Source organism: Streptomyces graminofaciens, assembly GCF_030294945.1.
GTDB lineage: Bacteria > Actinomycetota > Actinomycetes > Streptomycetales > Streptomycetaceae > Streptomyces > Streptomyces graminofaciens.
Map to the genome: position 1 here is coordinate 10,811,297 of NZ_AP018448.1, position 14,516 is coordinate 10,825,812.

General features: G+C 71.8%; 14 protein-coding genes and 1 pseudogene. 7 read left to right on the forward strand and 8 right to left on the reverse strand.

The genetic code is table 11. The features are described from left to right. Positions 1-74 precede the first annotated feature (74 nt). From SGFS_RS47725 to SGFS_RS51580, 3 genes and pseudogenes are all read right to left on the reverse strand, one after another. Positions 75-302, reverse strand: a complete 228-nt coding sequence (locus tag SGFS_RS47725) for a hypothetical protein (RefSeq protein ID WP_286258940.1) — start codon at positions 300-302, stop codon at positions 75-77. Further along, positions 299-1,756, reverse strand: a complete 1,458-nt coding sequence (locus SGFS_RS47730; protein WP_434028246.1) for an amidase — start codon at positions 1,754-1,756, stop codon at positions 299-301. The genes SGFS_RS47725 and SGFS_RS47730 overlap by 4 nt, the downstream gene beginning before the upstream one ends. Before the next feature lie 327 nt (positions 1,757-2,083). Continuing rightward, positions 2,084-2,179, reverse strand: a pseudogene (locus tag SGFS_RS51580) (hypothetical protein); the annotation flags it as partial. A 918-nt stretch (positions 2,180-3,097) separates the two neighbouring features. On the opposite strand from SGFS_RS51580, the gene SGFS_RS47745 reads away from it, so the two are divergent. The 3 genes from SGFS_RS47745 to SGFS_RS47755 all read left to right on the forward strand — a co-directional run bounded on the left by SGFS_RS47745 (position 3,098) and on the right by SGFS_RS47755 (position 6,953). Next, positions 3,098-4,141: a LacI family DNA-binding transcriptional regulator gene (locus SGFS_RS47745; RefSeq protein WP_286258942.1), complete on the forward strand. Its 1,044-nt coding sequence runs from the start codon at positions 3,098-3,100 to the stop codon at positions 4,139-4,141. 97 nt (positions 4,142-4,238) lie between these two features. Further along, complete coding sequence (locus tag SGFS_RS47750; protein WP_286258943.1) at positions 4,239-5,417, forward strand: 4-hydroxybenzoate 3-monooxygenase; 1,179 nt, start codon at positions 4,239-4,241, stop codon at positions 5,415-5,417. A 90-nt stretch (positions 5,418-5,507) separates the two neighbouring features. After that, complete coding sequence (locus tag SGFS_RS47755; RefSeq protein WP_286260404.1) at positions 5,508-6,953, forward strand: benzaldehyde dehydrogenase; 1,446 nt, start codon at positions 5,508-5,510, stop codon at positions 6,951-6,953. Positions 6,954-7,017: 64 nt separating this feature from the next. Here the strand turns inward: SGFS_RS47755 and trxA are convergent, their stop codons facing one another. After that, complete coding sequence (trxA, locus tag SGFS_RS47760) at positions 7,018-7,404, reverse strand: thioredoxin (RefSeq protein WP_286258944.1); 387 nt, start codon at positions 7,402-7,404, stop codon at positions 7,018-7,020. A gap of 126 nt (positions 7,405-7,530) precedes the next feature. Between trxA and SGFS_RS47765 the strand changes: the two genes are divergently transcribed. Both SGFS_RS47765 and SGFS_RS47770 read left to right on the forward strand, forming a co-directional pair. Continuing rightward, positions 7,531-8,979: a dihydrolipoyl dehydrogenase family protein gene (locus tag SGFS_RS47765; protein ID WP_286258945.1), complete on the forward strand. Its 1,449-nt coding sequence runs from the start codon at positions 7,531-7,533 to the stop codon at positions 8,977-8,979. After that, positions 8,976-9,296 carry a hypothetical protein gene (locus SGFS_RS47770; RefSeq protein ID WP_286258946.1) on the forward strand — a complete coding sequence of 107 codons (321 nt, stop codon included), beginning with the start codon at positions 8,976-8,978 and terminating at the stop codon, positions 9,294-9,296. Before SGFS_RS47765 ends, SGFS_RS47770 begins: the two co-directional genes overlap by 4 nt. A gap of 156 nt (positions 9,297-9,452) precedes the next feature. On the opposite strand, the gene def is transcribed toward SGFS_RS47770, so the two are convergent. Continuing rightward, a complete protein-coding gene (gene def / locus SGFS_RS47775; protein WP_286258947.1) occupies positions 9,453-10,109 on the reverse strand; it encodes a peptide deformylase in 657 nt (218 codons plus the stop codon). Between the two features lie 166 nt (positions 10,110-10,275). Here def and SGFS_RS47780 point away from each other — a divergent pair, with 166 nt between their 5' ends. Continuing rightward, positions 10,276-11,691, forward strand: coding sequence for a PepSY-associated TM helix domain-containing protein (locus SGFS_RS47780; RefSeq protein ID WP_286258948.1), 1,416 nt, complete (start codon positions 10,276-10,278; stop codon positions 11,689-11,691). A 163-nt stretch (positions 11,692-11,854) separates the two neighbouring features. Here SGFS_RS47780 and SGFS_RS47785 read toward each other — a convergent pair whose 3' ends face one another. The 3 genes from SGFS_RS47785 to SGFS_RS47795 form a co-directional block, all read right to left on the reverse strand. Then, positions 11,855-12,202, reverse strand: a complete 348-nt coding sequence (locus SGFS_RS47785; RefSeq protein WP_286258949.1) for a tetratricopeptide repeat protein — start codon at positions 12,200-12,202, stop codon at positions 11,855-11,857. A gap of 75 nt (positions 12,203-12,277) precedes the next feature. After that, entirely contained in the window at positions 12,278-12,751 is a 474-nt protein-coding gene (locus SGFS_RS47790) for a MarR family winged helix-turn-helix transcriptional regulator (RefSeq protein ID WP_286258950.1), read from the reverse strand. Next, positions 12,748-13,233 carry a MarR family winged helix-turn-helix transcriptional regulator gene (locus tag SGFS_RS47795; protein ID WP_286258952.1) on the reverse strand — a complete coding sequence of 162 codons (486 nt, stop codon included), beginning with the start codon at positions 13,231-13,233 and terminating at the stop codon, positions 12,748-12,750. The genes SGFS_RS47790 and SGFS_RS47795 overlap by 4 nt, the downstream gene beginning before the upstream one ends. A 217-nt stretch (positions 13,234-13,450) precedes the next feature. Between SGFS_RS47795 and SGFS_RS47800 the strand changes: the two genes are divergently transcribed. Continuing rightward, positions 13,451-14,416 carry a pirin family protein gene (locus SGFS_RS47800; protein WP_286258953.1) on the forward strand — a complete coding sequence of 322 codons (966 nt, stop codon included), beginning with the start codon at positions 13,451-13,453 and terminating at the stop codon, positions 14,414-14,416. Positions 14,417-14,516 lie beyond the last annotated feature (100 nt).

The window sequence follows — 14,516 nt, forward strand, 5'->3', positions numbered from 1 at the left end:
TGGCCATAGGTACAGAGGGAGGAGGGCCGTTGTTGCAGTCTTGATGCGAACCGTCACTCCGGCCCGACGGGCCGTCAACTGTCGTACGCCGCCGAGACATACACCGTGCGTGGCGGCTGGTACTCCAACACCGTCACCAGCGTGCCCGGCGAAATGCTCTCCTTCGCGGCGGCGGGATACGCCAGGAAGTGCTCGGCGCCGCCGCGCACCCGGACGATCACCTCACCGACGAGCCCGGGACCGACCGCACCGGTCACCCGTCCCATGAGCCCGACCACCGAAACGTCATCGTCCATGGTCACAGCGTACGGGCCGAATCGGCCGAACCTCCTTGTGTCGCCGCTGAATTCGACTCCGATGCCGACGGCGGCCACAGCTCGTGCCACCGCTGGTCCGCCTCCAACTGCGCGGCCAGGGACAGGAGAAGAGGCTCACTGTTCGCCGGTCCCAGCAACTGGGCGCCCACCGGCAGGCCGTCGCCGACGAAACCCGCCGGGACGTTCACCCCCGGCCAGCCGAGCACGTTCCACGGCCAGGCGTACGGGCAGGCGGCGATCATCGCGCGATCGGTGCCGAGACCACCGAGGTCGAGCATGGCGCCGATACGCGGCGGGGGAGCGGCGGTGGTCGGTGCCAGCAGCACGTCGTACGAGGTGAAGAGCGCCCCGACACGCTGGTGCAGGGCGGCTTCGGCGCGGCGGGCCAGGCGCAGGGGTGCGCCGCCCAGGAGCCGGCCGAGGCGGGCGGCGTCGCGGGTGCGCCGGTCGAGCAGATGGCGTTGCGGAACCTCGCCGACCCGTTCGGCGATTCCGGCGGTGGCGCGCGGGACGAACGTCAGCCCGATCCGCCCGTACCGGGGCTCCGCCTCCTCGACCTCGTGCCCCAGCGCGGCGAGCCGCTCCGCCACCGCGCGCACCCGTTCCCGTACGAGGGGATCGAGCCGTGCGGGCAGCGCGGTGAACGGTGGCTTGAGCGAGAGGGCGATTCTCAGGCGGCCGGGATCGCGCCCCACGGCCGCGGAGGCGTCGACGGCGGGCGGGCGGTGCAGATCGCCTTCGTGGTTGCCGCTCGCCACGTCCAGGAGGAGTGCGGCGTCGGCGACCGTGCGGGCGAGAGTGCCGTTCACGGTGATGCCCTGGAAGGACTCCGCGAGCGGCCAGGTCGAGATACGGCCGCGCTGCGGTTTCACTCCGATGAGGTGTGTCCAGGAGGCCGGGATACGGACCGAGCCGGCGCCGTCCGAGCCCAGTGCGGCCGGTACCAGGCCCGCCGCGACGGCGGCCGCCGAACCGCCCGACGAACCGCCGGGGGTGTGGCCCTGGTGCCACGGATTGCGGGTGGCGCCGAAGGCGGGCCCCTCGGTGAACGGCCACTGCCCCAGCTCACAGGTGTTGGTCTTGCCGACGACGACCGCCCCGGCCGCGCGCAGCCGCCGTACCGCCTCGCCGTCCTCCGTGACCGAGGGGAACTCGCCGGGGCAGCCGAACGCGGTCGGCTCGCCCGCCACGTCCATGTCGTCCTTCACCGCCACGGGCACCCCGAGCAGTGGCCGCCGCCCGCCCGACGCCAGCTCCTTGTCCGCCGCGTCGGCCTCCGCGAGCGCCGCCTCGGCCCGCACCCGGCGAAAGGCGTTGACCGTCGACTGGCTCGCCTCGATCCGGGTCAGCGCCCGCTCGACGAGCGCCCGTGACGTCACCTCCCCGGCGGCCAGCGCACGGGCACTCTCCACCAGACCTGGGGAACGGTCGGGAGCCATACGGGACACCTCCGCAGCACGTTGTCTACCGAACGGTAACGTCCGTACGGGGGTTGCGGCACGGGAAGGGGAACTTCCCCGGTGGGGGAGCGGTTGGCCGGGGGCGCGGAGTTGCGGTGAAGGCGCCGCTGGGGCAGGGCCTCGCATGGCCGCACCCCATTTTCGCCCCGGAGCCGCCGGAGCCGCCGGAGCCGCCGGAGCCGCCCCGAGGTGTTCGGTCCGGGGCCGGGTCAGCCACGAGCCAAGTGCCGCACGGTCAGGGCCGGATGGAGCGGAAGCCGTCCCTGGGGTCCGTACAGGCCAGCCGAGGAGTGTCTCGGCGTGGGTGAGGCGGTCCTGGAGGGTGGAGCGGTGGACGTTGATCTCGGCGGCCGCCGCGCGCAGGCTCGCTGTGCCGGCGACGGCGTGTGGGGTGGCGAGCATCCAGGGGGCGTCCGGCGCCGCCGTCTCCACGTCCCGGACGTCCGGGGGTGGCTCGGAGCCCGGGGATGTTGTGGATCACCGGCAGCGGGCCTCGCTCGGCCGGCGCGAGCGGGCGGCAGATCAGCAGCGAGATCTCCGGCGCGCCCTCGGGCCCCGGGACCAGCCGGTCCTCCAGGGCGAAGGCACCGCCCGTGGTCAGGTCCAACTCCGCGAGGTGGGAGAGGGCCGCACCCTGGCGCATGGCCACGAGCGTGTCCAGGGTCCCCATCGGCGGCAGCATGTCCTTGATCATCCCCAGCGCCGCTTCGAACTCCGGGTCGAACGGGGGCGGGACCATGCTCATTGTCCTCTCCTCGCAGGCGGGTGCCGCGCCGACGCGCACAGGCATCGTGCCGTCGGCTCGTACGCCGATGGTCGGCACCACGGGCCCGCGTCGGCAGGCCGTCGTACGGCGGTGGTTGGCCCGCCGTCCGGCGGGTGGCTCCGCGAGGCCACGGCAGCCCTCGGAAATCGACCGGGCCCGCAGCCGTACGAACGCCGGCACCGTCCCTCTCCGTCGCTCCCCACTCACCTCCACACCCGCGACACGCGATCGCACAGATACTTACCGACCGCCGATGGCGCAAGCATCACTCCTCGGCCACCGCCCATATCTTCCCGGATCGACCCGCCCACCCCCGTTGAAACGGGCGACGGCATACCGGCTACGGTCCCGACCGATCGGTTCACCGGCGCAGAGATGACCGAATTTGATCGCCAGGCCGTACGTATTCTGAACGGAACCCAACAGGAGCCGATCAAAACTCACCCGTCACTCGGCCCTGGCCCACTCCCCGGTGGCTGGAATTCAAGTCTCCGCATGGCTGAAACTCCCCCGGCACCACCCCCCTGCACAGGTTCTGCAAAGATGCCGTCCTCATGGTGCAGATACCGAAAGTACCGAGCGAGTCAGCCCTGCCCTCGCCACTGCAACGATCCGTACCGACGAGCGCCGACGTGGCCCGCCTGGCGGGTGTCTCGCGCGCGACGGTCAGTTACGTCCTCAACAACACGAGTGCCGTACGCATCAGCGAGCCCACGCGCCGCCGCGTCCACGAGGCCGCCAAAGAACTCGGCTATGTCCCGCACGCGGCGGCCCGCAGCCTGCGCGCCGGCCACAGTCGCATGGTGCTGATGCCGACCCCGCACGTGGCCGTCGGAGGGCTCTACAGCCAGTTCTTCAACGAGCTCCAGTGGGCGCTGAGTCGCCTCGACTACACCGTCGTGCAGTACGGCGGTGTCGGTCTGCGGGGCGACGAGGCCGCCAGGGCCTGGGCCGAGCTGCGCCCGGTCGCGGTGATCGTGCCCAGCGGCGGGCTCGGCCCCGAGGGCGTGGCGGTGCTCAAGCGCTCCGGCGCCCGGGCCGTGGTCATGCTCAGCCCCGAGGCCGTCGACGGCGCCCACGTCCTGATCCTCGACCACGGCGGCGTCGGCTACAGCGCGGGCCGCCATCTGATCGAGCGCGGCCGCCGCCGTATCGGCGTCGTCGTGCCCCAGGAGCCGGGCCTCGGGATCTACTCCCGGCCGCGCCTCGAGGGAATACGGCGTGCGGTGAACGGCACGGAGGCGACAGTCACCGAGCTGCCGCTCGCCTACGACGAGCAGGCCGCGGGCCGTCTCGCCGCGAACTGGCGTTCGCTCGACCTGGACGCCGTGTTCGCGTACAACGACGAGTACGCGATGCTGGTGATGCGGGCCCTGCAGGACGAGGGCATCGGGATCCCGGACGAGGCGGCCGTGATCGGTGCCGACGACCTGATGCTCGGCCGGCTGCTGCGGCCCCGCCTGAGTACGGTCCACCTGGACCTGCCGGCCGGTCGCGACCTCGCCGAGCTGGTGGACCGCGCGGTCCGCGAACCCGGCCTCGCGCCCACGACGCACGATGTCCTCGGCGCGACGGTCATGCACCGCGAATCCAGCTGACCGGGCGCCAGAGGCCTACGAAACACAGACTTGCGAAGTGCGGATGCGGTGGAACGGATGACACTGGAAACATAGTTCTCGCCTCGGGAGGCGCCCCATGCGCACGACGGTCGGCATCATCGGCGGTGGTCCCGCCGGGCTCCTCCTCGCCCGGCTGCTGCACCGGGCGGGCATCGACTGCGTCGTCCTGGAGAGCCGGACTCGCACCTACGTGGAACACCGCCAGCGTGCCGGAATGCTGGAGCAGGGCACGGTCGACGCGTTGCGGGAGTGCGGTGCCGCCGAGCGGCTGGAGGTCGAGGGCCTGGTCCACCACGGCATCGAGCTGCGCTTCGACCGCGAACGCCACCACCTCGACTTCCCGGCCCTCACCGGCGGTCGTACGGTCACCATCTACGCGCAGACGGAGATCGTGAAGGACCTCGTCGCCCTCCAACTCGCCGACGGGCCACCGCTGTTCTTCGAGGCGGAGGCCAACGGGATCGGGGGCGCGCTCACTGAGGCGCCGGTCGTGCACTTCGTCCACGACGGCTATCAGGAGGAGCTGTCCTGCGAATGGGTGGTCGGCTGCGACGGTTTCCACGGCATCTCCCGCCATGTGGTCCCCGCCTCGGCGCGCCGCGTGTACGAGCACGACTTCCCGTACTCCTGGCTCGGCGTCCTGGCCGACGTCCCGCCGTCCTGCGAGGAGCTGATCTACGCACGCGGAGAACGAGGTTTCGCCCTGCACAGCATGCGCTCGCCGTCCGTGTCCCGGCTCTACCTCCAGGTCCCGAACGGCACCGCCCCGGTCGACTGGCCCGACGACCGTGTCTGGGACGAGCTGGCCGCCCGATTCGCGATCGACGCCGACTGGACCCTGGAACGCGGTCCCATCACCGCCAAGTCGGTCACAGGCATGCGGAGTTACGTCCACGAGCCGATGCGCCACGGCAGGCTCCTGCTCGCCGGGGACGCCGCCCACATCGTGCCGCCGACAGGCGCGAAAGGTCTCAACCTCGCCGTCTCGGACGTCCGGGTCCTGGCCCGGGCCCTCATCGCGTTCTACGACAAGAACGACCCCCAACTCCTCGACCGATACTCGGAGTTGTGCCTGGAAAGGGTGTGGCAGGCGACACGTTTCTCGTATGACATGACTAGGATGTTGCACGCTCAACCAGATGGGGACGCCTTCGACCACCGGATGCAGCTCGCGCGGCTGCGCCGGATCGCGGCGTCCCGCCCGGCGGCCGCCGAACTGGCCGCCCACTACACGGGACTCCCCCTCGCGCTGTGAACCCCGGGACGCGCCCCCGGGGTCCGCGAGCCGCGACTCGCGAGCCTCGTGTCGGTGACTGAACCTGTGACGATCGATCGGAGCGCCGTCATGCCCCTGCTCGACCCGAAGACCTGGCAGAACTCACCGTCCCTGGCCCTGTCGGGCGGTGAGCACACGGTGACGGAGCCCGCCACGGGCGACACGCTCGCCACCGTCACGCTCGCCTCGCCCGAGGACGTGGGCACGGCCGCCCGGGCCGCGCGCGCCGCGCAGGCCGAGTGGGCGCGCATCCCGCACTTCGCCCGCGCCGCCGTCCTCCGCAAGGCGGGCGACCTGTTCGCCGAGCACGCCGCGGAGCTGCACGACTGGATCGTGCGCGAGTCCGGCTCCATCTCGGGCAAGGCCGACTTCGAACTGCATGTCGCCGCCCAGGAGTGCTACGAGGCCGCCGCGCTCGCCTCCCGCCCCGCCGGCCAGGTGCTGCCCTCGGAGGCGCCCCGCCTGTCGTACACGCGCCGGGTGCCGGCCGGTGTGGTCGGCGTGATCTCGCCGTTCAACGCCCCGCTGATCCTCTCCATCCGCTCCGTCGCCCCGGCCCTCGCGCTCGGCAACGGCGTTCTCCTGAAGCCGGACCCGCGCACGGCCGTCTGCGGCGGACTCTCCCTGGCCGCCGTGTTCGCCGAGGCCGGGCTGCCCGAAGGCCTGCTGCACATACTGCCCGGCGGCCCGGACGTGGGGGCGGCCCTGGTCGCCGACCCGCTGGTGCCGGTGATCTCCTTCACCGGGTCGACCGCCGCCGGACGCGCGGTCGGCGAGGCCGCCGGACGCCATCTCAAGCGCGCGCACCTGGAGTTGGGAGGCAACTCCGCGATGATCGTGCTGGAGGACGCCGACCTCGACGCCGTGATCTCCACGGCCGCCTGGGGCTCCTTCTTCCACCAGGGCCAGATCTGCATGACGACGGGACGCCACCTCGTCCACGCCTCGCTCTACGAGGAGTACGTCGAACGCCTCGCGGCGAAGGCCGACTCGCTCGCCGTCGGCGACCCGCACCGCGAGCACGTGCACCTCGGCCCCGTGATCGACGACTCCCAACTCGCCAAGATCCGGGGTCTGGTGGAGGCCAGCACGGCGAGTGGCGCCAAACTGGCGGCGGGCGGCACCCACGAGCGGCTGTTCTACCGGCCGACGGTCCTCGCCGGCGTCGACGACGCCACCCCCGCGTACGCGGAAGAGGTCTTCGGACCGGTCGCGCCGGTACGGCCGTTCCGTACGCTCGACGAGGCCGCCGCGCTCGCCGCCGACGGGCCGTACGGGCTGTCGCTGGGCATCGTCACCGGGGACGCGGCGCGGGGCCTCGACCTGGCCGAGCGCATCCCCACCGGGATCGTGCACATCAACGACCAGACCGTCAACGACGAGGCGGTAGCGCCTTTCGGCGGGATCGCCGCCTCCGGCACGGGCGCCCGCTTCGGCGGCGAGGCCAACCTGGAGGCCTTCACCGAGGTGCGCTGGACGACGGTCCGCGGAGACGTGGCGCCGTACCCGTTCTAGAAGCCGGAAGCCGCAGGTCCGCCGCAGGTCCGCCGGGGGTTCGCCGGCGGGCCCGGCGGCCGGTCTACTGGCCGTTCTGCTCGGCCTGGGCCTGCTGCTCGGCGACCGCCTTGCGGACCTCGTCCATGTCCAGCTTGCGGGCCTGCCCGATGACGTCCGTCAGGGCGGCCTCGGGCAGCGCCCCGGGCTGGGCGAACACGGCGACCTGGTCGCGGACGATCATCAGCGTCGGGATCGACTGGATGCCGAAGGCCGCGGCCAGCTCCGGCTGTGCCTCGGTGTCCACCTTGCCGAACACCAGGTCGGGGTTGTCGCCCGCCGCCTTCTCGTACACCGGGGCGAACTGACGGCACGGCCCGCACCAGGACGCCCAGAAGTCGATCAGGACGAACTCGTTGTCCGTGACCGTCTGGTCGAAGTTCTCCTTGGTGAGCTCCACGGTGCTGCTCATGGCGTGCATCCCTCTTCCTCGTCTCGGCCGGCAGGTCGGCCGCTGTCCACAACGCCGCCCCCTGGTGGCGTATTCCGCGCGCGTACCCGTTTGGCCCCTGCGCACACAAACAACCAGACTGACCCCATGACGGATACGGAAAGCTCCGAAGAGACGACAGCCGGTGCGTACGACGTCGTGGTGATCGGCGCCGGACCCGTGGGGGAGAACGTCGCCGACCGCACCCGCGCCGCCGGGCTGTCCACCGCGGTCGTGGAGAGCGAGCTGGCCGGCGGCGAGTGCTCGTACTGGGCGTGCATGCCCAGCAAGGCCCTGCTGCGCCCGGTCATCGCCCGCGCCGACGCCGGTCGCCTGCCCGGCCTGGCCCACCTGGTCCAGGGGCCGCTGGACGCCGCCGCGGTACTCGCCCGGCGCGACGAGAAGGCCGCTCACTGGAACGATGACGGCCAGGTCGCCTGGCTGCAGAGCGTCGGCGCCGACTTCTACCGCGGCCACGGACGCATCGCCGGAACACGCCGGGTCACCGTCGACGGCCCCGACGGCGAGAACCGCGTTCTCACCGCGCGGCACGCCGTGGTGATCAGCACCGGTACCCGGGCGCAGCTGCCCGACCTGCCGGGGCTCGCGCAGGTCAAGCCGTGGACGAGCCGCGAGGCCACCAGCGCGAAGAGGGTTCCCGACCGGCTGATCGTGGTCGGCGGCGGTGTGGTCGCCGTCGAGATGGCCACCGCCTGGCAGGCCCTCGGCTCGCACGTCACCCTCCTCGTCCGGGGCAAGGGCCTGCTGCCCCGCATGGAGCCCTTCGCCGGGGAACTGGTCGCGGAGGCGCTCACGGAGGCGGGCGCCGATGTGCGCCTGGGGACCTCGGTGACGGCCGTGTCGCGCGAGGGCGGTTCCGTGGTGGTGCTCACCGACACCGGCGACTGCTTCGGCGCCGACGAGATCCTCTTCGCCACCGGCCGCGCCCCGCGCACCGACGACCTCGGTCTTGACACGGTCGGCCTGGAACCCGGCTCGTGGCTGCCAGTCGACGACAGCCTCCGGGTGAGCGGCAGCGACTGGCTGTACGCGGTCGGGGACACCAACCACCGGGCGCTCCTCACCCACCAGGGCAAGTACCAGGCCCGGATCGCCGGGGCCGCCATCGCCGCCCGCGCGGCCGGTGTCCCGCTGCTGGAGAGCGATCCGTGGGGCGCCCACGCGGCCACCGCCGACCACGCGGCCGTACCCCAGGTCGTCTTCACCGACCCCGAGGCCGCAGCCGTCGGCCTCTCCCTCGCAGAGGCGGAACAGGCCGGCCACCGGGTCCGCGCCGTCGACGTCGAGTTCTCCTCCGTCGCCGGGGCGGGCCTGTACGCCGACGGCTACCGGGGCCGCGCCCGCATGGTCGTCGACCTGGACCGAGAGATCCTGCGCGGCGTCACCTTCGTCGGCCCCGGCGTCGGCGAACTCCTCCACTCCGCCACCATCGCCGTCGCCGGAGAGGTCCCGATCGACCGCCTGTGGCACGCGGTGCCCTCCTACCCGACGGTCAGCGAGGTGTGGCTGCGGCTGCTGGAGGCGTACCGGGGGTGAATCGTTCGGCCGCGCGGGCGCCGGTGACCTACTGTCCGCCGTACGGCGGACAGTCAGGGGAGGAACCATGCGGGGCCACGGGGGAGCGACTGGCCAAGGCGCTGGGCTCGACGGGCGACATGCGGCCCGCGCTGGGCGCGCTGGTCGAGGAGGCGCCGGAGGATCTCGCCGAGGCCATCGAGAAGGCGTACGCGGCGGCCTCGCCGGAGCGGCGAAGACACCTGTCGTGGATGCTCGGGGCGATGCACGGGCGCGGTTACGCGACCCTGCACGGCTGCTGGAAAGCGGCGAGGCCACCGATGGCGAGGAGCTGCTGAACATGGCCGTTCAGCGGGGGCTGCGGCTCCCCGCCGACATCCTGCGAGGCTCGTGGACCTGCTCGATGTCGACGAGGTTCTCGCGCCGTTGGCGGTTCGGGATGACAGAAGGCGGGCGGGCCGATTGGTTGGTCGGGAAGGCCGGTGCGGCAGGCCCTAGTCGGGCAGGGCGAAGCCGAGGGCGTCCGCCGCGCGGTGCGGGGTAGGGGCGTTCCAGCGGTCGGCGATCGACTGGTTCGAGGAGAGAGAGCGGAGTTCTGCCCGATCGAGGTAGAGCATGCCGTCCAGATGATCCGTCTCGTGCTGCACGATCCGCGCCGGCCAGCCCGTGAACTCCTCGTCCACGGCGATGCCGTGCTCGTCCAGCGCCCGCAGCCGCACCCGGGCGGCTCGGGCCACCACGGCCTGCCAGCCCGGCACGCTCAGACAGCCCTCGTAGAACGCGGCACGCTCGGCGCCCACCGCCTCGTACGACGGATTGACCAGCACCCGGAACGGCTGCGGCACCCGGGCACGGGCTACGCGGATCTCCTCGGGCACCGGCGCCGGGTCCTCGATCACCGCGAGCCGCAGCGGGATTCCGACCTGGGGAGCGGCCAGGCCGACCCCTGGCGCCGCGTGCATGGTGGCCCGCAGCGCGGCGACGAAGCGGGCCAGGAGAGCCGGGTCCAGCTGACCCTCGAAGGGCTCGGCGGGGCGGCGCAGCACCGGGTCGCCGGCCGCCACGATCTGCAACGGCCCCTCGTGGGTGAGGAGTTCCTCGACCTGGTCGCTCAGCGGGCGCGACGCGGCACGATCACGTTCGAAAACCATCGCGCCAGCATGCCAAGCGGAACGGCCCGAAGCGAGACGGCTCTCGGGGCGCCCTCGGACACCGTCGAGGTGTGACGTAGGTCATAGAACTCGCCGGGAACTTGATGGCTTCACGTCCCGACTACTGAACCGCCACGACGTCCCCGTACCCCGGAGTGTCCCGCCGATGACCACCGCTCCCTCGACCGAGACGGATGAGCCCCAGCAATCCGTCAAACCCGTCGCCACCACGAAGGGTTGGGCCTCGCTCAGGCCGCTCGTCCTGCGGCTGCACTTCTACGCGGGCGTCCTCGTCGCCCCGTTCCTGCTCGTCGCCGCGCTGACCGGTGGGCTGTACGCCGCCTCGTTCCAGATCGAGAAGATCGTGTACGCGGACGAGATGACCGTTTCCGAGGTCGGTGACACGAAGCTGCCGATCTCCGAGCAGGTGGCTGCCGCCCGCAAGGAGCACCCTGAGGGGACCATCGCCGCAGTGCGTCCCTCACCGGAGGACGACGCGACGACCCGGGTGATGCTGTCGGGTGTCGAGGGTGTCGACGAGAGCGCCACTCTCGCGGTGTTCGTCGACCCGTACACGGCGGAGGTCCGTGGGGCACTGGAGCAGTACGGGGCCACCGGGGCGCTGCCGGTGCGCACCTGGATCGACCAGTTGCACGCCAACCTCCACCTCGGCGAGACCGGACGCCTCTACAGCGAACTCGCCGCCAGCTGGCTGTGGGTGATCTCGGGCGGCGGTCTCGTGCTCTGGTTCTCCCGCCGCCGCGCCCTGCGCAAGGTGCGTGGCACCAGCGGGCGGCGCCGCACCCTGGGACTGCACGGCACGGTCGGCGTATGGGCGGCGGCGGGCTTCTTCTTCCTCTCGGCGACGGGCCTCACCTGGTCGGCGTACGCCGGCGCGAACATCGACGTCCTACGGACCGAGCTGCACCAGGCGACGCCGGCCATCTCCGCCGCGGCGAGCGGCGATCACGGCGGGCACGGGGGTCACGACAGCGGCTCGGCGGACGGAGGGGCCGCCGAGGGGGACCTGGACAAGATCCTCGACGCGGCGCGCGCCAAGGGCCTGGGTGACCCCGTGGAGATCGTGCCGCCCGCCGACGAGTCCTCCGCGTACGTGGTGAAGCAGGTCCAGCGCAGTTGGCCCACGAAGCAGGACGCGGTAGCCGTCGACCCGGCGACCGCCGAGGTCACCGACACGCTGCGGTTCGCCGACTTCCCGGTACTCGCCAAGCTGACCCGCTGGGGCATCGACGCGCACACCGGCGTGCTGTTCGGCATCGTCAACCAGCTCGTCCTGATGGCCCTGGCGCTGTCGTTGGTGTTGCTGATCGTCTGGGGCTACCGCATGTGGTGGCAGCGCGGCCGTGCCTCGGCCTTCGGCCGTCCGATCCCGCGCGGTGCCTGGCAGCAGGTGCCGCCGTACATCCTGGTCCCCGCGCTGGCCGTGATCGCCGTTCTCGGCTACTACGTGCCCCTTCTGGGCCTACCGCTCGCCGCGTTCATCGTCGTGGACGTGGTGCTCGGCGAGCTCGCCCACCGCAGGGGCAAGCGGACGAACGGCGGCCGGGCGGAGGCGAAGTAGCGGCGAGGGGGTAGATCCGAGAGGGCGGTTCTCCTCAGGTATGGCCGAGGGGGGCGGACCCCCAGTACGTCCGAAAGGGCGGTTTCCTCATCAGGAGACCGCCCTTTCGCGCACCACGGCTGTGCTCGACACCGCTGGGCATGCGCTCTGCGGCCGATGCGCTCTACAGCCGATCGAAGTCGCCCGCGAGGGCCGAGGCCATCCGCAGATGGGCCTCCGCCTCGTCGTACCGGGCCTGCCGCTGGAGTGTGCGGCCGAGCAGCAGCCGGGCGTACTGCTCCACCGGGTCGCGCTCGACGAGAACGCGCAACTCGGCCTCGGCGCGGCGCAGTTGAGCCGAGTGGTAGTAGGCGCGGGCCAGCAGCAGCCTGGGGCCCGTCTGCTCCGGCACCTCCTCGACCAGCCCGCTGAGGACGCGCGTGGCGGCGGCATAGTCCTTGGCGTCGAAGAACATCTGCGCGCGATCCCAGCGCTCGGCCTGCGTCCCGTGGTCGTAGTACGTCATGTCCACTGCTGACCTCCTTCGACGGCCCACAACCCCGGCTGGCTGTTGAATATTCCACTACCGAGGTGTGCGTCTCAGGGGCTACTTCCTGGCGGCCAGCTCGCTGTTGGCCCGCTCGGTGACGAGGGCCAGGACGCGGCCCGCGACCGTCAGATCCTCCGCCGGGATGCCGGCGTAGATCCTCGCGGAGATAACGCCTGTCTCGGTGGAGGAGCGGTCGTACAGCTCCCGTCCGGCGTCCGTCACCCGCAGCCGGGACGGCCGCGCGGAGTCCGGTTCCACCAATTTCGCGGACACCAACTCCTCGACGACGGCGCGTGCGGCCGTCTCGTCGATCTTGAGGGAGTCGACGATCTGGCCGGCGAGTCGATCGCGGTCCACGGGTTCGGCGGCGACCGCGACGAGCCGGAGGGTCACCGACTGCTGGAACGTGATGGCGTGACCAGCCAGCACGCTCTCCAGGACGGCACGGCCGGCGTAGTGGGCCAGGCCGATGACGCGGCCGTCGACGGAGGGCGTGGTGGAGGGGGCGGCGGTGGGTCCTGCGGTGGTCATGACTGCTCCTTGTCGTTGGGTGGATCAAGGGGGTCGAGCGGTGCGTCGAGCAGGGCTGTCAGATCGCGGGTGAACTCCTGGACGCGGGGGCTGTCGAGGCCACCGAGGGGTTCGAGCAGCCGTCCGAGGAGTCCCTGTACGACATCGATGGCCCGTCGGGTGACCTCGCGCCCCTCCTCGGTGAGCGCCAGCTGTACGGCGCGCGGATCCCGGGGGTCCCGGGCGCGCTCGACGAGCCCGGCGCCCTCCAGGGAGCGGGCCAGCTTGGAGACGTAGAGCGCCTCCAGGCCGGTGTGGTCGGCGAGCTGCCGCTGGCTCGGCCGCCGTCCGGCGCGATGCATGCCGTACAACGACGCCACCAGCGAATACTGCGCATGGGTCAGCCCTAGGGGTGCGACCGCGCGGTCGACCGCGACCCGCCACTTCATGGACAGGCGCCAGACGAGGAAACCGGGCGTTGCGCCTTCGGATGCGGTACTCATGAAAGATACAGTACATGGCTACTATGTCCATGGCTACTATCCGAGGAGAGGTCGACCGCCGTCGGGAAGGCCCCCGAGCGCACGGTGGGCGGGCGCCCCACGCCGTCCCCGTACACCCGCCGAGGCCGCCGTGTCCGCGCCGGTTCTGAGCCAAGTGCCCCGTGAGGGGAGGGGGGACGGACTGACGCGGGGCGGTCGACGGGTCTAGGTTGTGGCCATGAGCAATCTTGATCGCGAAGCGGTGCCCGCGGTGTGCGGCGGCCGGGGGTTCGTCGTCGCCGAGCCGGTGCGTGAACTTCTCAGCCCGCGCCGGGTGCGGCTCGGCGAGTCCACCGAAGTGCGACGTCTGCTGCCCAACCTGGGCCGCCGCATGGTCGGCGCCTGGTGCTTTGTCGATCACTACGGTCCCGACGACATCGCCGACGAGCCCGGCATGCAGGTGCCGCCCCACCCGCACATGGGGTTGCAGACCGTCAGCTGGCTGCACCAGGGCGAGGTGCTGCACCGTGACTCCACCGGCAGCCTCCAGACGATCCGGCCGAGAGAGCTGGGCCTGATGACCTCGGGTCGGGCCATCAGCCACTCGGAGGAGAGCCCGAAGTCGCACGCCCGCTTCCTGCACGGCGCCCAGCTGTGGGTGGCGCTGCCGGACGGTCACCGCCACACCGACCCGCACTTCGAGCACCACGCCGAGCTGCCCGTGGTCGCCGCCCCCGGCCTGCGCGCCACGCTGCTCCTCGGCAGCCTCGACGGCGCGACCTCGCCCGGCACGACGTACACCCCGATCGTGGGCGCCGACCTGGCCCTGAGCCAGGGCGCGGACCTACGCCTTCCGCTCGAACCGGACTTCGAGTACGCCGTGCTGTCCATGTCCGGCGAGGCCCACGTCGACGGAGTGCCGGTCCTCCCCGGCGCCATGCTCTACCTCGGCTGCGGCCGCACCGAACTCCCGCTGCGCGCCGAGTCGGACGCCGCCCTGATGCTCCTAGGCGGCGAACCCTTCGAGGAGGAGCTGATCATGTTCTGGAACTGGATCGGGCGGTCCCAGGAAGAGATCGTGCAAGCCCGCCGGGACTGGATGGAAGGGTCAAGATTCGGGGAGGTGAAAGGGTACGACGGGGCTCCGCTGCCCGCCCCCGAGCTGCCGCCGACGCCTCTGAAACCACGCGGAAGGGCCCGTTGACCTGCGGAAATCGCTGATACGTCGGTGATGGGTGGGCGAGCTGTCCTGTGGTGCCACCTCCCGCGCTTCGACCGATCACGGGAGGGTGGCAGCGCTGGCC